Genomic DNA, 23,074 nt, shown 5'->3' with positions numbered 1-23,074 from the left:
TACACAGGAGGCCCTGCGCCGGCCCTCGCGCGCCTCCTACCGCCGGTAACCAACGCCGTGGACAGCGAACGCACCGATCGGTGCGGAGGACGCCGTCGACCCGCCGCGTGGCGGGCCGGCGCTCGCTTCGTGGCGTCGCGCCGCTCGGGGGTGGCGGCGGTGGGTCCGTGCGTGGGTGATAGACGCCGGAAGCGGGCCGGGCGGTCGGGGCCGCGCGGGAGGGGTGATCGTCACACGGCGCCGGACCGGCGCCGGGGCGTGCGACGTTGCCCGTCGCCGGCGGGGGTGAACGTCGCACGCCGTGGGGAGGGGTCCGGGCATGTGACGTTCGCCGCCCCCCGCCCTCCCCCGCACTCTCCCGCGCCCACCGCGCCGCCGGACGGCGACGCTCAGCCGTCGAGGGCGGCGGCGTACAGCTCCAGCGTCCGCGCCGTGTGGCCGGGGACGCCGAGGTGGTCGACCGCGGCCCGGCAGCGCTCGCGCAGGCCCGGCTCGGGCCGCAGCTCGAGCGCGCCGCGGATCGCGGCGGCCAGCTGCTCGGGCGTCGCCTCGGGAGCGATCCGGCCGACGCGATCGTCGCGGATCACCTCGGCCGGGCCTTCGCCGGCGAACGCCACCGCCGGGGTCCCGCAGGCCAGGCTCTCCGCCACCACCAGGCCGAAGGCCTCGTTGAAGGAGGGCAGCACCGTCACCCACGCGCGGCGGTAGGCGTCGACCAGCGCCGGCCGCTCGTCGAGGTCGCGCAGCCGGACGCCGGGCACGGCCTCCAGCTCGCGCGTCAGCGCCGGATCGCGCGGGCGCGAGACCACCAGCTCCAGCTCGGCCAGCTCGCGCCGCAGCAGCGCCAGCGCCTCCAGCAGCAGCGGCAACCGCTTGGCGCCGCTGGCCGGATCGGACGAGAACAGCAGGGTCGGGACCGGGTCGCGCTCGACCGTCGCGTCGATCATGAACGCGTCGAGGTCGACCGGCGGGGCGACGATCTCGCTGCGGACGGCGAAGGTCCGCCACAGCCGCTCGGCGGCGAACTCGCTCAGCGACGTCACCACCGCCGCCGACCGCGCGGCGTCGACCAGGCCCTCCAGCCGACCGCGCTCGACGACCGCCCACGGCCGGTCGGGCGGGCCCATCACGCTGACCACCAGCGGCAGCCGCGCGCCCTGCCGCAGCCGCCGGCGCCAGCCGATCACCCGCGCCGCCAGCACCGCCTCGGTCGGGTAGAAGGCGTGCAGCAGCGGGCCCGGGTCGGCCACCAGCAGCGGCGCCGCCAGCGGGTGGTGGGCGGCGTGGACGTCGTAGCGCTGGCGCAGCAGCCGCCGCCGCGCCGGACGCGGCAGCCGGACGATCTCCAGCCCCTCCTCCTCGCCGCGCACGATCGCGCGGCCGGGGTGCCCGCAGACCAGCCGCGGCCGGTGCCCCTCCGCCACCAGCCCGTCGGCCAGCAGCCGGATCGCCCGCTCCGACCCGCGCCGGACCTCGGGCCAGAAGGTCGGGTGCAGCAGCGTCGGCGCCAGCGGGCTCACAGCAGCACCGTCCGCTCGCGGGCCGACCAGACGACGAAGCCCGCGATCCGCGCGGCGTCGATCAGCGCCGCCGCCGGCAGCTCGACCGCGCCGCGGGCGTAGCCCTTCGGCGAGCGGCCGTAGCGGCTCGCGTGCCAGGCCGCGTAGGGCAGCGCCAGCGCCGCCGGCCGCGGGTCGCGGCGGGCCGCGGCCCACCCCAGCCCGGCCGCGCCGACCAGCAGCCAGCCGTGGTTGGCGACCCAGAAGATCCCGAGCGGGAAGTGCCCGCGCAGCTGCGGATGGCGCCGCTTCAGCCGCGTCGTCTCGCCGAAGCGGGTGCTGACCCGCAGCCAGCCGCGCAGCCCCGGCGTCTCGACCGCGTGGTCGACGACCGCGTCGGGCACGGCCACCCACGGTGCGCCGCGCTCGTGCATCCGCCAGGCCAGGTCGGTGTCCTCGCCGACGCTGCCGTAGCCCTCGTCGAGCCCGCCGACCGCCTCCAGCAGCCCGCGCGGGAAGGCCATCGAGCAGAGCTCGGCCCACGGGGTCGGCGGCGCGAACCGCTGCAGCCGCGGCCGCGGCGCCCGCATCGCGACGTCGTGCTGGTCGGGGTCGATCGCCGCCCCGCCCTGCAGCAGCCCCTCCGGGTGCGCCCGGTGGGCGGCCAGGAACGCGGCCAGCCAGCCCGGCTGCGGCCGGCAGTCGTCGTCGGTGAAGGCGATCAGCGGCGCCCGCCCCATCCGCCAGGCGATGTTGCGCTTCTGCGACGCCACCAGCCCGTCGGAGGCGACGATCGCCGCCACCCCGGAGCGGACCAGCGGGTGCTCGCGGGCCGCCTCCAGCACCGGCGTCCGCTCGGGGCCGTGGACGACGTTGACCTCGAAGGTCGCGCCCTCCGGCAGCTCCTGGGCCGCGAGCGCGTCGAGCGCCCACAGCAGCCCGACCCGGCGCCCGGCCGTGGGGATCACGACCGAGACGTCCGGGGCGGCCGGCCGCGGCGGCGCGGACCCGCCCGCCCGCTCGCGGTCGGGCGGGGTCACGTCGCGATCGCGTCCGGGTGCTCGCGGTACCAGGCGATCGTGCGGCGGATGCCCTCGTCGAGGTCGACCTGCGGCGCCCAGCCGGTCTGCTCGCGGAGCTTGGTCGAGTCGACGTACTGGCGGTCGATCTCGCCCGACGGCGTGCCCTGGCCGCGGATGTCCGGCTCCAGGTCGACGCCGCTGACGCGGACCACCGCGTCGATCACCGACTTGACGCTGTGCGGCCGGTCGCCGCCGGCGTTGAACGCGTGGCCGCGGGCCAGCAGCGGCTCTCCTTCGGCGCGATCGGCGTCGGCGTCGAGCTGGTCGCAGATCGCCAGGTAGGCGTTGGCGGCGTCCTCGACGTAGAGGAAGTCGCGCTCCGGCGAGCCGTCCGAGCGGATCACCGGCGCGCGGCCGCGCAGCACCGCCGCGATCGCCTCGGGCAGCAGCCGCGAGCGGTTGAGGTCGCCGCCGCCGTAGATGTTGGCCAGCCGCGTGACCGCCGTCGGCACCCCGTAGGTGTGCCAGTAGGAGCGGGCGATCAGGTCGGTCGCCGCCTTCGACACGTCGTAGGGGAACTTCGGCTGGAGCGCGAAGTGCTCCTGGTAGGGCAGCGTCTCGTGGGGGCCGTAGGCCTTGTCCGAGGCGGCCACGATCACGCGCTCGACGCCCTGCAGACGGCACGCCTCCATCAGCACCCAGGTGCCCTTGATGTTGGCCTCGAAGGTCGAGACCGGCGAGCGGTTGGCGGTGCCGACGATCGTCTGCGCGGCGAGGTGGAAGACGGTGTCGCACTCGTACTCGCCGATCGCGCGCTCGACCACCCCCTCGCCGACCAGGTCGCCCTGGACGACGGCGCACTGCTCCTCCAGGCCGTCGAGCCGCAGCATCGACGCGCGCACCTGGTCGCGGCGGAGCACGGTCACGTGCGCCCCCCGCTCCAGCAGCGCGCGGACGAGCCACGCCCCCAGCATCCCGTACGCCCCGGTGACGAACACCGAGCGCCCCCTCATCGACTCTCCGAACCCGGTCATCGGCGCGCATCCTTCCAGAAGCCGGCTCGACGTCCGAGCCCGGCGGCGATCCTGCGTGGCGTCCAGCGGCGAGCGACCTCGGCCCCGATCGGGTGCTCGATCCCACCGGGGCGCGGCACCGGCACCCCGGCCGCCGTCGCGCAGTCCCCGAGCAGGCCGGCGAGCCACGCGTCGAACTCCTCGGCGGCGACGTGGACCCGCTCGCGGGCGGGGATCTGCCCCTCCCACCACCAGGCCAGCACCCGCTGCTCCTCCGGCACCCGCTCGTGGGTCCCGGCCGGCAGGTGGCGGCCCGGGGCGGCGAGCAGGTGCGGCTTGTGGGTGAGGACGAAGCCCTGGCCCTCGGCGGTCGTCTCGACCTCGCTGATCCAGCGGTGGTGCGACCAGCCGACCCAGTGGCCCTGGACCCCGTAGGTCAGGTCCTCGATCGGGGCCGGGACCTCGACGTAGCCGGCCTTCGCGACCCGCGACAGCTCGCGGCAGACGAAGACCGGGTCGCGGACGTCCTCGAGCGTGTGCGAGCAGAGCACGACGTCGAACTGGTCGTCGGCGAACGGCCACGGCTCGGGCCCGCAGATGTCGGCCTGGACCCAGCGGTCGGCGCTGAACCGCTCCTCGTCGGGCGCGGTGTGGCCGTAGAGGCCGCGGGTCTCGTAGGGCAGCAGGTCGATCACCCAGTCGGCCCGCGCCAGCGGCGCCGCCCAGCCGCCGACGTCGAGCACCAGCGCGTCGTCGGGCAGCGCGGCGATCCGCTGCAGCGCCTCCGCCCTCACGGCTTGCGGGCCGTGAAGTGGACGTACGTCTGGCGCATCTCCTTCTTGCCCGGCGGGCGGAGGAAGCCGTGGCGCTCGACGTCGACCCAGCCGGCGGTCAGCATCCAGGCTTGGAGCAGCCGCAGGTTCGGGACCCACCAGTTGAACGGCGACTCGAGCGTCCGGAAGTGCGCCATCGGCTTGCGCGGCGAGCGCAGCTGGGCCCGCCACGAGAAGGCCTCCATCATGATCAGCCGCCCGCCCGGCTTCAGCTGCGCGGCCAGCCGCTCGAGCGTCCCGACGGGGTCGCGCAGGTGAAGCAGGATCGCGCCGATGAAGACCAGGTCGTACTCGCCCTCGAGGTCGTCGACCTCGAGCTTCTGGACGTCGACCTGGACCCGCTCGACCGACGAGCCGAGCAGCTCCTTGGCCAGCTTGAAGCCGCGGCCGAGCTGCATGTTGCGCTCGGCGGCCTCCTGCAGCAGCCGCTCGCGGTGGATCGGCGGCCAGCTGGTGGCGTCGAAGTCGGGCAGGTCGAGCGCCGTCACGGCCGCCCCCCGCTGCTCCATCGAGAACGCCCAGTGGCCGTCGAAGGTGCCGACATCGATCGCCCGCTGACCGCTGAGGTCGTCGGGCAGCAGCTTGGCCGTGATCGGGCGGTGATCGACGAAGCCGGGGGTCACGACCCCCGGGGCCAGCTCGATCGCGTGGTACCAGATCGGGTTGTCGGCGATCGCCTGGCGGGCGGCCGCCGCGCGGTCCGACTCGACGGCGGTCATCGCGAGACCTCGGCGTCGCCGGAGAGCGTGGCCAGCAGCCGCTGGTCGTCCCACGGCGCGACGCCGCCGTCCCACAGCTCGTTCAGCCGCCGCGCGTCCTTGTAGGTGTCCATGCAGGCCCAGAAGCCCTCGTGGCGGCGGCTGTGCAGGCGGCCCTCGGCGGCCAGCCGCTCGAGCGGCTCGCGCTCGAGCACGCAGTCGGGGTCGAGGACGTCGAAGACGTCGGGCTCGAAGCGCATGAAGCCGCCGTTGATCCAGTGGGTCGAGCGCGGCTTCTCGCGGAAGCCGGTGATCGCCCCGTCGTCGGCGATGTCGACGACGCCGAACTGCAGCTCGGGCCGGACCACGGTGACGGTCGCGGTGCGACCGGCCTCGCGGTGGCGGGCCTCGAGCGCGGCGAGGTCGACGTCGGCGACGCCGTCCGCGTAGGTCAGGTGGAACGGCTCGCCGCCCAGCTGATCGCGGAGCCGGTGGACGCGGCCGCCGGTCTCGGTGTCGACGCCGGTGTCGATGCACCGGACCTCGACCCCCTCGGGCCACTGGATCGCGGCCACCGCCTCCGCGAGCAGATCCGCCTTGTAGCCCGCGGCGAGCAGGAACCGGCGCTGCCCCTGGGCGGCGTAGATCGATACGACGTGTTGGACGATCGGTCGCCCGCCGACGTCCACCAGCGGCTTGGGCAGGGTCTGACCCGCCCCTAGACGGGTACCCCGTCCACCGCAGAGGACGACGACCGGCAGGTCGTCTGGAGTGTGCTGGCCTTCCACGGCGCCGCAGTCTAGGGGCCTTTGCGGCCCCTGTCGTCATGAATCCGTTGACGTACGGCGTCCACCGCCTCGTTGCCTGCTACGCGACGGTTGCGGCGACGCGAACGGGCTCTACACTCCGCCGCGATGGACGCCCGTGAAGCCGCCGATTCCCGACCCTGGTACCACACGCTCGAGCTCGCGCCGGGGGTCGTGACCGATGGCTGGTTCGACCTCCGTGAAGACGTCAAGCACTACGGCATACCGGACGACCTGACCGGCAAGCGGGTGCTCGACGTCGGCACCTGGGACGGGTTCTGGGCCTTCGAGTTCGAGCGCCGCGGCGCCGAGGTCGTGGCCCTCGACCTCGACGACGAGCGGCTGCTCGACTGGCCGCCGCGCCGCCGGCCGCCGGAGAGCGAGATGCGCGACGACCAGCGCGGCGCCGGCTTCCACCTCGCCCACGAGGTCAAGCAGTCGAAGGTCCAGCGGGTCGTCCAGTCGATCTACTTCGCCACCCCGGAGGAGTACGGCCAGTTCGACCTCGTCTTCTGCGGCTCGGTCCTGATCCACCTCCGCGACCAGCTGCTGGCGCTCGAGCGGATCCGCAACCTGGTCAAGCCGGGCGGGACCTTCATCTCGGCCGAGGAGTACGACAAGCGCGGCGCGCTGCTGCCGTGGCGGTCGGCCCGCTTCCTGGCCAACCGCGACCAGGCGGTCGTCTTCTGGATGCCGACGGTCAAGACCTGGCAGGCGATGCACTACACCGCCGGCTTCGACACCACCACCGTCCACGGCAAGTTCGACATGCACGCCGGCCGGGGCAAGGACCGCTTCACGGTCCCCCACGTCGTGCTCCACTCGACCTACTAGCACCGTGGCCGAGGCGGGCGCCGCGGACGCGCACGAGCTGCGGCGGTTCGCCTACGAGAACCCGCGCCCCGACGTCCAGGCGATGGTGCCGGCGGGCGTCGGGCGGGTGCTCGACCTGGGCTGCTCGTCGGGCGCGCTCGGGGCCGGGCTGAAGCAGCGCGACCCGGCGGTCGAGGTCGTCGGGGTCGAGGTCGACCCGGTCTACGCCGCGCGGGCCGCGACCCGCCTGGACCGGGTCGAGACCGCCGACGTCGAGGCCGCCTTCGCCGACCCCGACCGCGCGCGCTCGCTGGTCGGCGACGGCTTCGACTGCCTGATCTGCGCCGACGTGCTGGAGCACCTGCGCGACCCCGAGCAGGCCCTGGCCTCGGCGGCGGCGCTGCTGCGGCCGGGCGGGGTGGCGATCGTCTCGCTGCCGAACGTCGGCTACTGGCAGACCCACTGGTCGCTCTTCCGCCACGACCGCTGGCCGCGGCACGAGATGGGGATCTTCGACCGCACCCACCTGCGCTGGTTCACGGTCCTCAACGCGATCGAGCTGCTGGCCGACGCCGGCGTCCCGGTCGCCGACCCCGAGGCCGACGTCCAGCGGGTGATGAAGCTGCGGCCGTTCCAGCCGTCGCGGATCGACCCGCGGCTGCCGCGGCTGGTGCCCCGGCGGCTGCGGACGCTGGTGACCTTCCAGCACGTCCTGCGCGGCCGGCGCGTGGCCTGAGCGGCGCCCCCGCCCCCGGCGGGCCTAGACTCGCGCTGCCCGCCTGATGTCCGACCCTCCTCCGTCCGCGCCGCCGCGGCCCCGCACCGTCCTGCCCGTCCCCCGCTCGATGCGGGTGGCGATGACCCGCGGGATCGCCTGGAACGCGGCCTTCCAGGCCTTCGCGACGCTGGTCCAGATGCTCCGCGGCGTGCTCGTCGCGGCGCTGGTCGCACCCGAGGAGTACGGCCTCTGGGGCGGCGTGCTGGCGATCATCGGCGCCGCCGGGGTGCTCAAGCAGGTCGGGATCCTGGAGGCCTACCTGGCCGACGAGGACGAGGACCAGGAGCGCAGCTTCCGGGCCGCGCTGACGCTGGAGCTGGGGGTCAACGCGGTCCTGACCGTGGCGATCGTGGTCGCGGCGCCGGTGATGGCGATCGTCTACGGCGACCGCGAGATGCTGTGGCTGGTGCTGGCCTCGACCCTGGCCGCGCCGGCGATGGTGCTGCAGGCGGGGATGTGGCCGCTGATCCGCTCGCTCCAGTTCGGCCGCCTGCGGCTGCTGCAGACGATCGAGCCGCTGCTCGGCACCGCGATCACCGTCGGCCTGGCCGTCGCCGGGCTCGGCGCCTGGTCGCTGGTGCTCGGCGGGCTGGTCGGGGCCTGGGCGACCGCGCTGCTGGCGATCCGCGCCTGCCCCTTCCCGCTGCGGCCGATCCGCGACGTCGCCCGGCTGCGGGCGCGGCTGAAGGTCTCCGCCCCCGTCGCCGCCGCGACCGGCTCGGCGGCGGCGGTGCTGCTCGGCTCGGTGGTCGCCGCCGAGCTGCTGGTCGGCACCGCCGCGGTCGGCGCGATCACGCTGGCGTCGACGGTCGCGCTGGCCGCCCAGCGGCTCGACGCCGCGATCGCCGACGCGGTGATGCCGGCGATCAGCGCCCGCCGCGAGGACGACGCGCTGCTGGTCGAGGCGTTCGGCAAGGCGAACCGGATGTCGCTGCTGTGGGCGGGGCCGGTCGGGGCCGCCTGCGCGCTGTTCCCGACGACGCTGGTCCACACCGTCCTCGGCGAGCGCTGGGAGCCGATGATCCCGGTCCTGCGCTGGTTCGGGATCGCGATCGTGATCGGCCACATCGGCACCAACCTGTGGCAGTTCCTGCTCGTCCGCGGCCACGGTCGCTCGCTGCTGGCGCTGGCCGCCGTCCACGTCGGCGGCTTCGTCGCGTTCACGATCCCGCTGCTGGCGTGGCAGGGCGTCGACGGCTACGGGATCGCGCTGGCGCTGACCGCGCTGGCCGGGCTGCTGGTCCGCGGCGTGCTCGCTCAGCGGCTCTTCCCGGGCCTCTCGATGACCCGCCACGCCGGCCGTGCGCTGGCCCCGACGCTGCTGGCCAGCGCCGCCGCGCTGGCCTCGGACCCCCTGCCCGTCGGGGTTCGGATCGGCATCTTTGGCGCTATCGTCCTCGCGTCCGTCGGGCTCTTCGAGCGCCGGCTCGCGAAGGAGGCGGCCCGCTACCTGCTGGGCCGCGGTCGCGCCACCGCCTAGATGACCACGCCACCGAAGCTGACCCCGCCCCGCGTCCCGGCCTCCGCCTACGACGAGGAGTACTTCCGCGAGGCCTGCGGCGACGCCGTGGCCTGGGACGAGCGGCGGGCGGTCGACGGGATCTACGGCTGGGTCGTGCAGACGCTCGGCGTCGGGCCGGAGACGACGATCGTCGACCTCGGCAGCGGCCGCGGCGAGCTGGTCGTGGCCGCGCTGCTGGCCGGCGCCCGGCGCGCGATCGGGGTCGAGTACTCGCCGGACGCGATCCGGCTGGCCCACGACACCGCCACCGCCCACGGCGTCGACGACCGGGTCGAGTTCCACGAGGCCGACGTCCGCGACGTGCCGCTCGCCGACGCGGTCGCCGACCACGGCACGATGCTCGACGTGGTCGAGCACCTGACCGGCCCCGAGCTGCAGCAGGCGCTCGGCGAGGCGCTGCGGGTGCTGCGGCCGGGCGGCACGCTGCTCGTCCACACGATGCCGAACCGGCTGGTCTACGACCGCACCTACCTGGCGGTGCGGGCGATCTGGCCGCGCGGTCGCCGCTGGCCGCGCGACCCGCGCAAGCCGATCGAGCACCAGATGCACGTCGGCGAGCTGTCGGCCCGCGAGCTGCGCGACGCCCTCACCGCGGCCGGCTTCGTCGACGTCCAGGTCCGCCACGGCGACCTCCACTGGTTCGGCTTCGTGCCCTCGCGGGCGGCGCGGCGGCTGCTGGCCTGGGCCGACCGGGTGCGGCCGCTGCACGTCCTGACCCGCGCCAACCTGCTCGCCACCGCCCGACGCCCGACATGAGCCTGCTCCGACGGATCCACCTGCGGATCGCCCGCGACCTCGACCTGAAGCTGCCGCACCTCGCGTCGCGGCTGCGGCGGCGCTGGCTCTACCTGCGGCACCCGAACGTCGACCTCCAGATCGACCCGACCGCCCACATCGGGCCCCGCTTCCAGCTGGTGGCGCCGTTCGGCGGCAAGCTGGTCGTCGGTCCCTACGCGGAGTTCCGGCGCGGCACGATGATCGAGCTCGGCCCGGAGGCGGAGATCGTGATCGGGCGTCGCGCGATCTTCACCAACTCGGCGCTGGTCCAGATCACCACCCGGCTGGAGATCGGCGAGGGCGTCGGCCTGGCCCAGGACACGACGATCTACGACGGCCGCCACGGCTGGGACGAGCCCGGCAAGCGCTGGTACGAGCTGCCGTTCGTCTTCCGCCCGATCGTGATCGGCGAGGGCGCGGGGATCAACAACAAGTGCACGATCACCGCCTCGATCGGGGTCGGCACGATCGTCGCCGCGAACTCGGTGGTCAACCGCGACCTGCCGGACAACGTGATGGCCGGCGGGATCCCGGCCAAGGTCCTGCGCAACCTCGGCGAGCCGGGCGCGACCAGCGACGCCGGCGGCTCGGGGACGCCGCCGGCCGCCGACGCCTAGGGCGCGCCCTCCTCGGCCGCCAGCCGCGCCGCCTCGGCCCGGAAGCGGGCGGCCAGGTCGTGCTCCCACCAGACTCGCGCCCGCTCGTGCAGCCAGGGGCCGGCCGCCGGCGTCGCCTCGGGCAGCCAGCGGGCCAGCCGCCCGGCCAGCGGGCCCGAGCGCGGCGTGGGGTCCCGCCCGACCCGCTCGAAGCGCGGCCCGAGCACGGTCGCCACGTCGGGGTGGGCCTGCTGCCACGAACGCTCGGCGCGGGCGATCCGCAGGATCCGCCGGCGCCATTCGGTCAGCGTCATCCGGGTGTCGTGGATCGCGCCGCCGTCGGGCAGCAGCCGAACCCGCAGCCCGCCGACCTCGCGGTCGAGCCGCAGGCCCAGGTCGAGGTCCTCGTAGCCGAACGGGAAGCGCTGCTCGTCGAGGCCGCCGATCGCCTCCAGCGGCGCGCGGCGGATCGCGCAGTCGCAGGTGAAGAGGTGCCACCAGCCGGTCCGGCCGTCGGCGGCGATCTCGTGGAAGCCGAACTGGAGCGCGTCGTCGACCCAGCGCTCGAACGGCGTCGTGCGGCGCCACGGCGGCCAGCGCAGGCGGCCGATCGTGGCCAGCGCCGGGTCGCCGTCGCGGTGAGCGTCGACGTGCGCCCCGAGCGCCGGCGGGTCGAGCAGCACGTCGTCGTCGACGAACAGCAGCAGCGCGCCGCTCGTCGCCCGCCACCCGGCGTTGCGGGTGGCCGAGGCGCCGGGGACGGTCGCGCGGACGCTGCGGTGGCCGCGGGCGGCGACGTCGCGCTCGATCGCCGCGGCGGCCTCCGGCGGGGCGGCGGCGTCGATCGCCACCACCACCTCGCCGGGCTGCGCGGCGAGCGCCCGGGCCAGCGCGTCGAGCGGGCGCCGCAGGTCGCGCCGGCCGCCGGTCGGCATCACGACGCTGATCTCCGGCTCGGCCACCGGCGAAGTGTTCCACCCCCGGACGGCGTGGCGCGGCCGCGGCTGCGAGCATGCCGCCGTGGCCCTCGACCCGGAGCGCGATCTCGCCGAGCTGCGCGCCTACCTCGGCGACCGCTTCGACCTGGAGCGGCTGCGGGGCCACGACGCCGGCGTGCGCGAGGAGTGGCGGGCGATCGGCGACGCCGAGCGCTTCTACCGGACGTCGGAGAGCTACCTCTACGACCTGACCGCGTTCTCGATGTCGGGGGCGAAGGCGCCCTACCACCGGCTGCTGCGCGAGCTGGTCCCGGCCGGCGCGCGGCTGCTCGACTTCGGCTGCGGGATCGGCGCCGACGGCCTGGCGCTGCTGGAGGACGGCTACGACGTGACGTTCGCCGACTTCGCCAACCCCTCGACCGCGTACCTGGCCTGGCGGCTGAAGCGGCGCGGCCACGACGCGCCGATCCTCGACCTCGACGCGCTGCCGCCGCTGGAGCGGTTCGACGCCGTCTACGCCTTCGACGTCGTCGAGCACGCGACCGATCCCGAGGCGGTGCTGGTGCGGATGGAGGGCCTCGGCGAGCTGGTCGTCGCCAACCTGCTCGACACCGCCGACGACGACCTCGAGCTGCACCAGCCGATGCCGCTGCGGGCGCTGCTCGGCCGCGCCGCTCCGGGGCTGGTCCGCCACCAGCTGCTCCACGAGCGCTCGCACCTGGTCGCCTACCGGCCGGCCGCGGCGGCCGGCCCGCTGCGGACGGCGCTGCGCCGGCGGAGGATGCTGCGCGGCGTGCGGTGAGCGGCCCTACATCGTGTCGTTGGGCCGCACGAACTGGATCTCCGGCACGCAGCAGGCCGGGGAGACGCGCAGCAGGAAGCGGACCGACTCGGCGATGTCCTGGGTGGTGATCATCTCGTCGGCGGCGACCGAGCCCTTGACGAAGTCGGTCATCGGGGTGTCGACGAAGGCCGGGCAGAGGGCGGTGCTCTTGATCCCCTCCGGCGCCAGCTCCTTGTGCATCGACTCGGTCCAGTTGACGACCGCGCCCTTGGTCGCCGCGTAGACCGAGAGCCACGCCTGGCCGTACTTGCCGGCGATCGAGGCGGTGTTGACCACCAGCGCGTTGCGGTGCTCCTTGGCCGCCTCGCGCAGCAGCCCGACCGACTCGCGGTAGAAGAGGATGATCGTCCGCAGGTTGACGTCGAGCTGCAGGTCCAGCCGCTTGGTCTGGATCTCGCCGACCGGCGCGCCGATCCCGATCCCGGCGTTGTTGACCAGCACGTCAAGCCGGCCGTAGCGCTCGCGGTGCTCGGCCACGACCCGCTGGACCGACTCCTCCGCCTGCAGCGGCACCGCCACGTGGTGGACGGTCAGCCCGGCCTGGCGCAGCTCGTCGGCCGCCGCCTCGAGCTTGTCGGCGCGGCGGGCGGCCAGCGTCAGCGCGTAGCCCTCCTCGCCGAGCATCCGCGCGACGGCCAGGCCGATCCCGCTGCTGGCGCCCGTGACGATGGCGGCGCGTGTGGTCATGAGCTGGATCCTCCGGGATCGGTGAGCGGGGTCGGGGGTTCGGGCGCGGTCAGCACCGCGTGCAGCAGGAAGACGATCTCGCCGTCGAGCTCGCGCAGCTCGCCGGTGCGGCCGTCGGCGAGCCCGACCACCACCAGCTCGGTCATCGCGCCGACGATCGCCGCCGCCATCGGCGACGACAGCGGCCGCAGCTCCGGGTGCTCCTCGCGGATCCGCTCGACCACCTCCTGCAGCTGCTCGGCCGAGCGGCGGTGCATCTCGCGCCGGACCTCGAGCGCCTCGGGACCGGCGGCGAGGATCTCGACCGCGAAGGTCCGCGTGACCTCGGGCGTGTCGGCGAGCACGCCGAGGTAGCCGCGCAGCGCCGAGCGGACCCGCTCGATCCACGGGCCGTCGCCGACCGCGCCCTCGGCCATCCGCCGCCGAAGCAGCGCGCTGCCTGCGCGGTACGAGGTCAGGAAGCAGTCGAGCTTGTCCTCGAAGTGCTCGTAGAAGGTCCGCTTCGAGACCCGCGCGTGGCCGACGATGTCGGCGATCGTGGTCGCCGCGAAGCCCTTCTCGTCGACCGCCGCCGCGATCCCCCGCAGCAGCCGCCGGCGCTGGTCGGCGATCCGGGCGGCGGCGATCGGGTCGGCGGTGTCGGGGCGCGGCTTCATCGGGCGGAATGACGGTGGATCGCGGGGGCACCTGCCTGGTAGCGTGGCCCCGTCGTCGGTACCGCACGGTACCAGCAGCCGCGGTCCGCAGTCCGGAGGAGCAGCCCGATGTCGAAGTCCCCCACCCCCGAGCCGATCGCCGACGGCGTCTCGCTGCTGCGCGGCGGCTTCGGCGGCGCGATGAACGTGGTCCTGATCGACGAGCCGGACGGCAGCGGCGTGACCGTCTTCGACGCCGGCGAGAAGGGGATGGCGCAGGCGATCAGCGACGCCGCCGCGGCCCGCGGCGGCGTCAAGCGGATCGTCCTCGGCCACGCCGACAACGACCACCGCGGCGCCGCCCCGCACGTCGCCGCGCCGGTCTTCTGCCACCGGCTGGAGGTGGCCGCGGCCGAGGCCGGTGGCCACCGCGACTACTGGCGGATGAACGAGCTGCCGCTGCCGGTGCGGCTGCTGCACCGGGTCCTGATGCGGGTCTCGTGGGAGGGCGGGCCGACCCCGATCGCCGGCACGGTCGCCGAGGGCGACGAGATCGCCGGCTTCCGGGTGATCGACCTGCCCGGCCACGCCCCGGGCCTGATCGGGCTCTTCCGCGAGCGCGACCGGGTGGCGCTGGTCAGCGACTGCTTCTACATGACCAGCATGTACGGCAAGCCGCAGCCGCCGGCGGTCCCGCTCGACCCCTACAACCAGGACACCGAGCAGGCCCGCGCCAGCATCGCCAAGCTCGCCGACCTGGAGCCGGCGATCGTCGTCCCCGGCCACCTCGGGCCGCTGACCGGGCCGGACGTCGTGGGCGCGCTGCGGCGCGCGGCCAGCGCCTAGGCGTCGCCCGGGCGACGCCGGCTCAGCCCCCGCGGCGTCGGCGAAGCGCGCCCCAGCCGTTGTCGACCACCATCGCCGCCGCGGTCCGCCAGGCCGGCTCGCCGGGGCGCGGCTCGCGGCCGGCGCCGATCCGGTGCAGCTGGCGGGTGTGCCAGTAGAGGTCGATCGCGCCGTCGAGCGACCGCACGCCGAGCCGCTTCTCGCCCGCGTCGGCCCGCGCGCGGCCGCCGCCGAGCAGCTCGCCGGCGGCGTCCGGCGCGACCGCCAGCGGCCGGCCGAGGCCGACCAGGTCGCAGCTGCCGTCGCGGATCGCCTGGCCCATCGCGGCGGCGGTCCGGAAGCCGCCGGTGACCATCAGCGGGACCCCGGGCAGCCGCTCGCGGACCCGCTCGGCGTAGTCCAGGAAGTAGGCCTCGCGCTCGCGGGTGCTGGCGCGGACCTGCGGGCCCTCGCCGACGGCGTCGACCATCGCCGGCGCCTCGTAGGTGCCGCCGCTGATCTCGATCAGGTCGACCCCCTCGTCGGCCAGCGCGGCGAGCACGTCGGCCGACTCCTCCTCGCTGAAGCCGCCGCGCTGGAAGTCGGCCGAGTTGAGCTTGATCCCGACCGGGTAGTCGGGGCCGACCGCGGCCCGGGTCGCGCGCAGCACCTCGATCACGAACCGGCGGCGGCGCTGCGGGTCGCCGCCCCAGGCGTCGTCGCGCTGGTTGGCCAGCGGCGAGAGGAACTGCGAGATCAGGTAGCCGTGGGCGCCGTGCAGCTGGACGCCCGCGAAGCCGGCCCGCTGGACGATCGCCGCGGTGGCGGCGAAGCGGCGCACGATCTCCTCGATCTCGTCGCCGGTCAGCGCCCGCGGCGTCACGAAGCCGGGGATCTTCGGCGCGACCGCGCTCGGCGCGACCGGCCGGTGGCCGCCGGCGAACCACATCGCCTGCCGGCCGGGGTGGTTGATCTGGACCCAGACGCGGGCGCCGTGGGCCTGGCCGGCGGTCGCCCAGCGGCGGAGGCCGTCGAGGTCGCGGTCGTCCTCGACGACGACGTTGCGCGGCTCGCCCAGGTGGCGGCGGTCGACCATCACGTTGCCGGTGATCACCAGGCCGGCGCCGTCCCGGCCCCAGCGGTCGTAGAGCCGCACCAGGTCGTCGGTCGGGCCGTTGGCCCGGTCGCCGAGCTGCTCGCTCATCGCCGCCTTGGCCAGGCGGTTCGCCAGCCGCCCGCCGCGGGGCAGCTCCAGCGGCTGCTCGAGGCCGGCGGGCACGGTCGTCGTCTCGGACATGCGGCGAAGCCTACTCGCCGGTAGGGCGCTTGGCTACTGATCGGTAACCAGGCGCCCGGCGCCGCTCAGCCGCGGGCGGCGGAGCGACCGCGGAGGCGCTCGCGGACCAGCCGCCGCGACTCCCGCGCCAGCTCCTTGGCCAGCTGCCGCGGCGGGTAGCGCATCGGCCCCAGGCGGACCATCCCGGCGGCGTCGTCCCACCACTTCTGGTGGGCGGCGAGCTGCGGCATCCGGTCGAGCGAGAGCGCGTCGAGCGAGCCGCCGCGGATGCCGACCCCGAAGACCTCGCGCGGGATCCCCGGCTCGCCGATCCCGCAGACCCAGACGTCGTCGAACGGCTCCAGCAGCTGGCGGAAGCCCTCGGGCGTGAACCGGAAGTAGTCGTTCGGGTAGCCGTGGATGCCGAACAGCATCACCGAGCTGATCAGGCAGAGGCCGCCGTCGGGCCGCAGCACCCGGTGCATCTCGCGGACCGCGGTGACCGGGTCGGCGCAGTGCTCGAGCGTGTCGAGGCTGACCGCGGTGCCGATCTCGCCGTCGGCGAAGGTCAGCCCCCGCAGGTCCTCGACCCGGTCGACGCCGGGACCGTCCCGGAAGTCGGTGCCGATGAACGGCCGGTCGGGGAAGAAGCGCCGGAGATCGATGTCCTGGTCGGCTTCGACCTGCATCGATCCGAACTCGACGACGGGGTCCTTGGCGGTGACGAGCGCCAGCACGTCGGCCAGGAACTCGCGGGTGATCGGCTGAGCCACGGCGCGGAGTGTACGTCCAGCGATGACCCCGCGCGACTGCGGACGGCGTCCGCTTCTCGGCAACGCTTCCCGAGGGCCGTAGACTGGCCCGGCCGTCGCGGAGGGTCCGTCCGCGACCAACGTGGTCACAGCCTGCCGGTGAGCGTCTCTCCCACTCCATCGCCCCTCCCGCCGCCGGGCTCCCCGGCGCCCGCGCCGGGGTCCGCCGCCGAGGCCGCGGCCGCCCGCGGCGTCGACCTCGGACGCCGGTCGCTGCGCGAGCACGCCACCCGCGGCGTGCTGATCAGCGGCGTCTGGATGGCGATCATGGGCGCGGTCCAGACCGGCCGCAACATGGTCCTGCCGGCGATCGTCGGCCCGGCCGAGTACGGCCTCTGGGGCGCGCTGCTGGTGGCCGGCGCGCTGCTGGCCGCCTTCCGCACCACCGGCGCCAACGAGATCTTCGTCGGCCAGAACGAGGACGACCAGGAGCGGGCCTTCCAGCGGGTCTTCGCGATCGAGGTCACCGTCAACGCGCTGCTGATGGTGGTGACGATCGCCGTCGCCCCGCTGCTGGCGCTGATGTACGGCGACGACCGGCTGCTGCTGCTGGGGATGGCGACTGCCCTCGCCTGGCCGGCCCAGACGCTGCAGGCCCCGCTCTGGCTGCTCAACCGGCGGATGGCCTTCGGCAAGCTGCGGCTGATCCAGTCGGTCGACCCGGTGATCGGGACGATCGTCGCGATCGGGCTCGCCGTCGCCGGCTTCGGCGCCTGGGCGATCGTGCTCGGGATCCTGGTCGGGGCCTGGGCGACGGCGCTGATCGCGATCGCCACCAGCCCCTACCGGCTGCGGCCGCGCTTCGATCGCGAGGCGCTGCGGCGCTACGGCGGGATCTCCGTGCCGCTGTGGCTGAGCGCGGTCACCGCCTCGCTCGTCTCGCTCGGGCTGATGGTCCTGGCCCGCTGGGAGATCGGCCTGGTCGCCGTCGGCGCGGTCACCCTGGCCTCGAACCTGACCTTCTTCGCCCAGCGGATCGACCAGGCGGTCTCGACCGTCCTCTACCCCGCGATCGCCGCCGCCCAGGACAAGCCCGACGTGCTCCACGAGACGTTCGGCAAGTCGAACCGGGTCGGCCTGGCGTGGGCGATCCCGGTCGCGTCGCTGCTGCTGATCTTCGGTCCCGAGCTGGTGCCGCTGCTCTACGGCGAGCGCTGGAACGACGCCGTGCCGATCGTCCAGTGGTTCGCGGTCGCCGTCGCCGTCGCCCACCTCGGCACCAACTGGTGGCAGTACGAGCTGGTCCAGGGCAACGCCCGGCCGATGGCGGTCAACGGCGTGATGGCGCTGGTCTTCTTCGCCGTCCTCCAGGTCCCGGCGGTGCTGCTCTGGGGGCTCGAGGGGCTGGCGATCAGCGCGGTCGCCCAGGCGCTCGGCCAGCTGGTCGTGCGAACCGTCTACGTCCGCCGTCGCTTCGGCCACTGGTCGCCGACGGCGCTGGCGCTGCGTTCGCTGCTGCCGGTGCTGCCGGCGTCGGTCGTCGGCTGGGCGATGCTGCAGCTGGACGTGCCGCTCGGCCCCTCGCTGGCCGCCTTCGGGATCCTGATGGCCGCCGGCACCCTGGTCTTCGAGCGGGCGCTCGTGCGCGAGATCGCCGGGTACCTGCGCGGGGCCGTCCGCTGACCTCCGGCGGCGGTCGTCGCTGCATAGGATGCCGCCCCATGTCCGTCCCCTCGGAGATCTTCAAGGCCTACGACATCCGCGGCATCGCGGACGAGCAGATCACGGCCGAGGTCGCCCATCGGATCGGCCGCGCCTTCGCGCACGTGATCGCGAAGCTGGCCGAGAAGCCCGTCGACCAGGTCCGGGTCGGGCTCGGTCGCGACATGCGGCTGTCGGCCCCGCAGCTGGCCCGCGCCTACCGCGACGGGATCGTCCGCGAGGGCGCGTCGGTGCTCGACGTCGGCCAGGTCGGGACCGAGATGCTCTACTGGACGGTCGGGGCGCGCGACCTCGACGGCGGCCTGATGTGCACCGCCTCGCACAACCCGAAGGCCTACACCGGCGCCAAGCTGGTCGAGCGCGGCGCGCTGGCGCTCTCCGGCGACCGCGGGATCCAGGACATCCGGCGGCTGGCCCAGGACGACGCGTTCCTGGCCCGCGAGCCGGCGGCGACGGCCGGCGCGGTCACCGAGGAGGACGTCTACGCGGCCTTCCAGGCGGCGGCGCTGACCTTCATCGACCCGGCCAAGGTCGCGCCGCTGAAGGTCGTCGTCGACGGCGGCAACGGGATGGCCGGCCCGATGGTCGGCCCGGTCCTGGAGCAGCTGGGCCTGGACCTGGTGACCGCCTACTGGACGCCGGACGGGAACTTCCCCGACCACGAGCCGAACCCGCTGCTGCCCGAGAACCGGCAGTTCATCATCGACAAGGTCCGCGAGACCGGCGCCGACCTCGGGATCGCCTGGGACGGCGACGCCGACCGCTGCTTCTTCATCGACGACCAGGGCGCGTTCGTCGACGGCGACTTCCTGACCGCGCTGCTGGCCGAGGCGCTGCTCCAGCGCCAGCCCGGCGCGACGATCCTCTACGACTGCCGCGCCTCGCGGGCGGTCGCCGACGTCGTCACCGCGGCCGGCGGCACGGCGCTGATCAACCGCGTCGGCCACGCCTTCTTCAAGACCCGGATGCGCGAGACCGGCGCGATCTTCGGCGGCGAGGTCTCCGGCCACTACTACTTCGAGGCGTTCTCGAACGCCGACTCGGGCACGATCCCGGCGCTGCTGATCCTGGAGCTGCTGTCGGAGCGCGGGGTCAAGCTCTCCGAGCTGGTCGGCGCCTACCGCGCGAAGTACTTCATCTCCGGCGAGATCAACTCGACCGTCGCCGACGGCGACGCCAAGATCGCCGAGATCGAGCGCCGCTACGCCGACGCCACGATCAGCCACGTCGACGGGGTCTCGGTCGACTACGACGACTGGCACTTCAACGTCCGCCAGTCGAACACCGAGCCGCTGCTGCGCCTCTGCCTCGAATCGCTCGTCTCGGTCGAGCACATGGAGCAGCGGCGCGACGAGCTGCTGGGCCTGATCCGCTCGTGACCGCCGCGCCCGTCCACGTCGTCGTCGTCTCGTACCGGACGCCGCAGCTGCTCGACCGCTGCCTGGCGTCGCTGCGGCCCGAGGTCGACGGCGGACAGGCGACCGTCGCCGTGGTCGACAACGCCCCCGGCGACGGGTCGGCCGAGATCGTCCGCGAGCGCCACGGCTGGGCGACGCTGATCGACCCCGGCGCCAACCTCGGCTTCGGGCCGGCCGTCAACCGCGGCGCCCAGGGCAGCGACGCCGCCTGGATCGCCCCGGCCAACGCCGACATCGCCTTCGCCCCCGGCGCCCTCGAGGCGCTGCTGCGGGCCGGCGAGCGCGACCCCGGGGCGGGGATCCTGGCCCCGCGGCTGGTGATGCCGACCGGCGCCACCCAGCACTCGGTCCACCCCTTCCCCAGCGTCCGCTTCACCGCCGCCTTCAACGCCGGTCTGGTCGACCGCAGCCCGCGGCTGCGCCGCCAGCACGTGCTCGAGGGCGCCTGGGACGCCGACGTCGGCCGGCGGGTGCCGTGGGCCCACGGGGCGTTGCTGCTGGTGCGGGCGGCGGCCTGGCGGGCGATCGGCGGCTTCGACGAGTCGATGTGGATGTACGCCGAGGACCTCGACGTCTGCTGGCGCGCCCACGAGGCCGGCTGGGCGACCCGCTACGTGCCCGAGGCCCACGTCCGCCACGAGGTCAGCGCCGCGACCGCCGCCGCCTGGGGCGACGCCCGCCAGCGGCGCGCGATGGCCTCGACCTACCGCTGGCTGGCCCGCCGACGGGGTCCGGCCGCCGCCGCCGCGGTCGCCGGGCTCAACGTCGCCGGCTCGCTGGCCCGGGTCGGCACCGGCGCCGCACCCGGCCGCGGCTTCCACCGCGCCTGGCTGGCGACCAACGCCGGCGCCGCGGTCGACGCGCTGCGGGCCGAGCGCGCCGGCTGACCCTCAGGCCGCGGGCGCGCCCGGGGAGCGGCGGTGGCGACGGCCCTCGGGCAGCAGCGTCGCCGCCAGCAGCAGCGCGGCCGCGGTCAGGGCGCCCATCTGCCAGGTCCAGTCGAGCAGGCAGGAGGTGAGGAAGGCCGTGATCGCCCCGGTCGCGCCGGCCGCCTGCGCGCGCGAGAGCACGGTCGGTCGCAGCCGTCCGCGGATCGCGCCCGCCGCGACCGCGCCGAGGAAGGCCAGCAGCAGCGCGAAGCCGGGCAGGCCCAGCTCCCCCAGCGTCTCCAGCGGCAGCGAGTGGGCGTTGACGATCCGCTCGCCGGTGGTCCGCTCGCGCAGCCAGCGGACGCGGAAGCCGCCGACGCCGTCGCCGAGCAGCGGGTCGGCGGTGAAGCCGTGCCACGCCACCCGGTAGCCGGCCGAGCGGGTGCCGCTGGCCGTGCTCAGGCGGTCGGCGCCGGTGCCGGTGGCCGGACCGGCGGCCAGGAACTCCTGCCGCTGCTCGTCGAGGAAGCGGCGGAACGAGCTGACCTGCCCGGCCGCCTCGCCGTCGACGCGGCCCGCGACGACCGCGGTCCCGCCCAGCCCCAGCACCAGCAGCACGACCGTCGCCAGCGCCACGATCCGCTGCGTGCGGCCGAGCTGCGGGCCGCGCAGCCGCCGCCGCTTCTCGCGCCGCAGCAGCAGCTGGAGCGCGATCACCGCCCCGACCCCGGCCAGCGCGCCGAGGCCGACGGTCGCCACCGCTACCTGCGGTCCGGCCTGGTCGAGCCCGGGCGTCAGCGACGGGTCGTCGATCACCGCCGGCGTGGTCGCCGCGATCGCGACGGCGATCGCCGTCGGCACCGCCACCACCGCCGAGACGAGCAGCGTCTGGAGCGGCCGCCGGGCGAGCGCCACGACCACCGCCGCCCCGACCACCGCGGCCACGATCGCCCCGCGCGAGACGGTCAGCAGCAGGGTCACGGCCAGCAGCGGCACCAACCCGGCCGCCAGCCCCCGCAGCCACGGCGCGCTGCGGCGGTCGCCGGCCAGCCCGAGGCAGAAGGCGGCGGCCATCGCCGCCGCGGCGCCCTGGGCGTTCCAGTAGTTGATCGGGTAGGAGAGCCGGTAGACGCCGAACGCCTCCTCGCGCGCGCTGGTCAGCCCCAGGCCCGGCAGCAGCCGGCCGGCGAACCCGGCCAGGGCGATCGTCACCAGCGCCCCGCCGATCGCCAGCACCAGCAGCCGCGCGCGGCGGCCGGGACCGACGGCGACCAGCCCGAAGCCGAGGATCGCCGCGTAGGAGATCTGGCGCTGCATCTCGGTCACGGCCACGTCCGGCAGCGGCGACCAGCGCGACGAGATCCCGGTCCAGGCCCCGAGCCCGACCAGGCCGGCCGCCGCGACCAGCCCGTGGATCCCGGGCCGCCAGGTGGCGCCGCGGACGACCAGCAGCACCGCGCTGCCGACCAGCGCGGCGACGCCGGCGGCCAGGTACTGGACCGGGAAGTAGCCGCCGCCGTCGAAAGCCTGGAGCAGCACGATCAGGGCGCCGCCGGCGACCCCGAGCAGGTCGGCGATCCGCCCCCGCCGCCGGAGCAGGGCGGGCAGGACCACTGATCGCGTCGGAACGGTCGTGCTGGCCACGGCGGCATCCTCGCAGGCGTCGCGCGCGCAAGGGCGCACGCCGTCCGCGGCTGCCGCCGGCCGGGGCGCGGGCGCCCCTCGGCGCGCTACCGTGCCCCCGTGTCGACGCCGTCCCGTCCCGCGTTCGCGGTCCCCGTCCACCTGGTGGTGGCGGTCGGGCTGCTGGCGCTCGCGATCGCCCTGCTGCCCGCCCTCCGGCGCGAGCAGCACCTCGACCGCGGCCAGCGCGCACTGGCCGACGATCCCGGGCGGGCGCTGCGCGAGGCGCGCGCCGCCGAGGGCCCGGCGACGCTCCAGCGCGCCCGCGAGCTGCAGGTCGCGGCCGACGTCGACCTCGGACGGCTGGCCGACGCCGAGCGCGTCCTGCGGGTGATGCAGCGGCGGACGCCGGAGGATCAGATGCTGCTGCGGGGCCTCTTCACGGTCCAGCTCGGCCGCGGTCACCGGGTGGCCGCGCGGCGGACGTTCCGGCGGCTGCAGCAGGTCGATCCGCGCTACACGGTGGGCTTGGGCAAATGATCGCTCGACGCAAGTCGAACGGACGGACGTTCGAGACAAAAATCGTGCAAACGAGTGACATCCGTCGAACCGGTCGCTACAGTCGCGGAGCAATGACGGGTCGCATTGGTCTCCTCGCCCCACCTGCGCGTGCTCGGGCTGTTCTGCTCGTGCTCGCGGTGACGCTGGCGCTGCTCGCCGGCGCGATCGCCGCGGTGCAGGCCGCGAACGCCCAGTCGGCCCCGGGGGCGCAGTACGGCACCAACACCACCACGCCGACGACCACGGCCCCGACGACCACGACCGGGCCCACCACCACGGGCACGACCGACACGACCGGGCCGACCACGACGGACGACGGCGGCGTCGGTCCGACGACCACCGGCGGCCCCGGCGAGGAGCCCAGCGGCGGTGAGCAGCCCTCCGAGGGCGGCGCCGTCCCGAACTCGCTCTCGCGCCCGTCCAACAAGGGCGGCGGACTGCCGTTCACCGGTCTCAACCTCGAGACGCTCGTCCTGATCGCGCTGATCCTGCTCGCGATCGGGCTCGCCGTACGCGCCGTCGCGCAACGCCGCCAGCACGCGGCGAGCTGACGCGCTGCCGGGGGGG

24 protein-coding genes are annotated in these 23,074 nt (G+C 75.1%); 12 read left to right on the top strand and 12 right to left on the bottom strand.

What is annotated here, in order from left to right; translation table 11 throughout:
- Nucleotides 1-389 precede the first annotated feature (389 nt).
- From SH587_RS16240 to SH587_RS16215, 6 genes are read right to left on the bottom strand one after another with little or no spacing between them, the layout of a single operon-like run.
- A complete protein-coding gene (locus tag SH587_RS16240; protein WP_320671683.1) occupies nt 390-1,520 on the bottom strand; it encodes a glycosyltransferase family 4 protein in 1,131 nt (376 codons plus the stop codon).
- Nucleotides 1,517-2,539 carry a glycosyltransferase family 2 protein gene (locus SH587_RS16235; protein ID WP_320671682.1) on the bottom strand — a complete coding sequence of 341 codons (1,023 nt, stop codon included), beginning with the start codon at nt 2,537-2,539 and terminating at the stop codon, nt 1,517-1,519. The genes SH587_RS16240 and SH587_RS16235 overlap by 4 nt, the downstream gene beginning before the upstream one ends.
- Entirely contained in the window at nt 2,536-3,555 is a 1,020-nt protein-coding gene (locus SH587_RS16230; RefSeq protein ID WP_375341776.1) for an NAD-dependent epimerase/dehydratase family protein, read from the bottom strand. The genes SH587_RS16235 and SH587_RS16230 overlap by 4 nt, the downstream gene beginning before the upstream one ends.
- Entirely contained in the window at nt 3,552-4,328 is a 777-nt protein-coding gene (locus SH587_RS16225; protein WP_320671680.1) for a class I SAM-dependent methyltransferase, read from the bottom strand. Before SH587_RS16225 ends, SH587_RS16230 begins: the two co-directional genes overlap by 4 nt.
- Entirely contained in the window at nt 4,325-5,086 is a 762-nt protein-coding gene (locus tag SH587_RS16220; RefSeq protein WP_320671679.1) for a methyltransferase domain-containing protein, read from the bottom strand. The genes SH587_RS16225 and SH587_RS16220 overlap by 4 nt, the downstream gene beginning before the upstream one ends.
- A complete protein-coding gene (locus SH587_RS16215) occupies nt 5,083-5,853 on the bottom strand; it encodes a sugar phosphate nucleotidyltransferase (protein WP_320671678.1) in 771 nt (256 codons plus the stop codon). Before SH587_RS16215 ends, SH587_RS16220 begins: the two co-directional genes overlap by 4 nt.
- A 126-nt stretch (nt 5,854-5,979) precedes the next feature.
- Here SH587_RS16215 and SH587_RS16210 point away from each other — a divergent pair, with 126 nt between their 5' ends.
- From SH587_RS16210 to SH587_RS16190, 5 genes are read left to right on the top strand one after another with little or no spacing between them, the layout of a single operon-like run.
- Complete coding sequence (locus SH587_RS16210) at nt 5,980-6,705, top strand: class I SAM-dependent methyltransferase (protein WP_320671677.1); 726 nt, start codon at nt 5,980-5,982, stop codon at nt 6,703-6,705.
- A 4-nt stretch (nt 6,706-6,709) separates the two neighbouring features.
- On the top strand, nt 6,710-7,420 hold the full coding sequence (locus SH587_RS16205; protein WP_320671676.1) for a class I SAM-dependent methyltransferase: 711 nt from the start codon (nt 6,710-6,712) through the stop codon (nt 7,418-7,420).
- 46 nt (nt 7,421-7,466) lie between these two features.
- The gene (locus SH587_RS16200; RefSeq protein WP_320671675.1) at nt 7,467-8,942 is read left to right on the top strand and encodes an oligosaccharide flippase family protein; all 1,476 of its coding nucleotides are present in this window, start codon (nt 7,467-7,469) and stop codon (nt 8,940-8,942) included.
- A complete protein-coding gene (locus tag SH587_RS16195) occupies nt 8,943-9,740 on the top strand; it encodes a class I SAM-dependent methyltransferase (RefSeq protein ID WP_320671674.1) in 798 nt (265 codons plus the stop codon).
- A complete protein-coding gene (locus tag SH587_RS16190; protein ID WP_320671673.1) occupies nt 9,737-10,378 on the top strand; it encodes an acyltransferase in 642 nt (213 codons plus the stop codon). The genes SH587_RS16195 and SH587_RS16190 overlap by 4 nt, the downstream gene beginning before the upstream one ends.
- On the opposite strand, the gene SH587_RS16185 is transcribed toward SH587_RS16190, so the two are convergent.
- Nucleotides 10,375-11,319, bottom strand: a complete 945-nt coding sequence (locus SH587_RS16185) for a glycosyltransferase family 2 protein (RefSeq protein ID WP_320671672.1) — start codon at nt 11,317-11,319, stop codon at nt 10,375-10,377. The two genes, SH587_RS16190 and SH587_RS16185, sit on opposite strands and share 4 nt — an antisense overlap.
- Nucleotides 11,320-11,377: 58 nt before the next feature.
- On the opposite strand from SH587_RS16185, the gene SH587_RS16180 reads away from it, so the two are divergent.
- Nucleotides 11,378-12,097 carry a class I SAM-dependent methyltransferase gene (locus SH587_RS16180; RefSeq protein ID WP_320671671.1) on the top strand — a complete coding sequence of 240 codons (720 nt, stop codon included), beginning with the start codon at nt 11,378-11,380 and terminating at the stop codon, nt 12,095-12,097.
- 6 nt (nt 12,098-12,103) lie between these two features.
- Here SH587_RS16180 and SH587_RS16175 read toward each other — a convergent pair whose 3' ends face one another.
- Together SH587_RS16175 and SH587_RS16170 are read right to left on the bottom strand one after the other, a co-directional pair.
- On the bottom strand, nt 12,104-12,826 hold the full coding sequence (locus SH587_RS16175; RefSeq protein ID WP_320671670.1) for an SDR family NAD(P)-dependent oxidoreductase: 723 nt from the start codon (nt 12,824-12,826) through the stop codon (nt 12,104-12,106).
- Nucleotides 12,823-13,482: a TetR/AcrR family transcriptional regulator gene (locus SH587_RS16170; RefSeq protein ID WP_320671669.1), complete on the bottom strand. Its 660-nt coding sequence runs from the start codon at nt 13,480-13,482 to the stop codon at nt 12,823-12,825. Before SH587_RS16170 ends, SH587_RS16175 begins: the two co-directional genes overlap by 4 nt.
- Nucleotides 13,483-13,590: 108 nt before the next feature.
- Here SH587_RS16170 and SH587_RS16165 point away from each other — a divergent pair, with 108 nt between their 5' ends.
- A complete protein-coding gene (locus SH587_RS16165; RefSeq protein WP_320671668.1) occupies nt 13,591-14,307 on the top strand; it encodes an MBL fold metallo-hydrolase in 717 nt (238 codons plus the stop codon).
- 22 nt (nt 14,308-14,329) lie between these two features.
- Here the strand turns inward: SH587_RS16165 and SH587_RS16160 are convergent, their stop codons facing one another.
- Together SH587_RS16160 and SH587_RS16155 are read right to left on the bottom strand one after the other, a co-directional pair.
- Entirely contained in the window at nt 14,330-15,583 is a 1,254-nt protein-coding gene (locus SH587_RS16160) for an NADH:flavin oxidoreductase/NADH oxidase family protein (protein ID WP_320671667.1), read from the bottom strand.
- A 65-nt stretch (nt 15,584-15,648) separates the two neighbouring features.
- The gene (locus SH587_RS16155) at nt 15,649-16,335 is read right to left on the bottom strand and encodes a methyltransferase domain-containing protein (protein ID WP_320671666.1); all 687 of its coding nucleotides are present in this window, start codon (nt 16,333-16,335) and stop codon (nt 15,649-15,651) included.
- A gap of 138 nt (nt 16,336-16,473) precedes the next feature.
- Here SH587_RS16155 and SH587_RS16150 point away from each other — a divergent pair, with 138 nt between their 5' ends.
- The 3 genes from SH587_RS16150 to SH587_RS16140 are packed head-to-tail and all read left to right on the top strand — an operon-like array spanning nt 16,474 to nt 20,341.
- On the top strand, nt 16,474-17,997 hold the full coding sequence (locus SH587_RS16150) for an oligosaccharide flippase family protein (RefSeq protein WP_320671665.1): 1,524 nt from the start codon (nt 16,474-16,476) through the stop codon (nt 17,995-17,997).
- 38 nt (nt 17,998-18,035) lie between these two features.
- Nucleotides 18,036-19,415, top strand: coding sequence for a phosphomannomutase/phosphoglucomutase (locus tag SH587_RS16145; protein ID WP_320671664.1), 1,380 nt, complete (start codon nt 18,036-18,038; stop codon nt 19,413-19,415).
- Nucleotides 19,412-20,341 (top strand): glycosyltransferase family 2 protein, encoded by a 930-nt coding sequence (locus SH587_RS16140; RefSeq protein WP_320671663.1) that lies wholly within the window; start codon nt 19,412-19,414, stop codon nt 20,339-20,341. Before SH587_RS16145 ends, SH587_RS16140 begins: the two co-directional genes overlap by 4 nt.
- Before the next feature lie 3 nt (nt 20,342-20,344).
- On the opposite strand, the gene SH587_RS16135 is transcribed toward SH587_RS16140, so the two are convergent.
- A complete protein-coding gene (locus SH587_RS16135) occupies nt 20,345-21,967 on the bottom strand; it encodes an O-antigen ligase family protein (RefSeq protein WP_320671662.1) in 1,623 nt (540 codons plus the stop codon).
- Between the two features lie 99 nt (nt 21,968-22,066).
- Between SH587_RS16135 and SH587_RS16130 the strand changes: the two genes are divergently transcribed.
- Together SH587_RS16130 and SH587_RS16125 are read left to right on the top strand one after the other, a co-directional pair.
- Nucleotides 22,067-22,486 (top strand): hypothetical protein, encoded by a 420-nt coding sequence (locus tag SH587_RS16130; RefSeq protein ID WP_320671661.1) that lies wholly within the window; start codon nt 22,067-22,069, stop codon nt 22,484-22,486.
- Complete coding sequence (locus SH587_RS16125) at nt 22,483-23,058, top strand: hypothetical protein (protein WP_320671660.1); 576 nt, start codon at nt 22,483-22,485, stop codon at nt 23,056-23,058. Before SH587_RS16130 ends, SH587_RS16125 begins: the two co-directional genes overlap by 4 nt.
- The last annotated feature ends 16 nt before the right edge of the window (nt 23,059-23,074 follow it).

Source organism: Patulibacter defluvii (assembly GCF_034096925.1).
In the GTDB taxonomy this organism is placed as follows: Bacteria; Actinomycetota; Thermoleophilia; order Solirubrobacterales; family Solirubrobacteraceae; genus Patulibacter; species Patulibacter defluvii.
The sequence above is the reverse complement of the archived record's forward strand: the minus strand, read 5'-3'. Positions and strand labels throughout refer to the sequence as shown.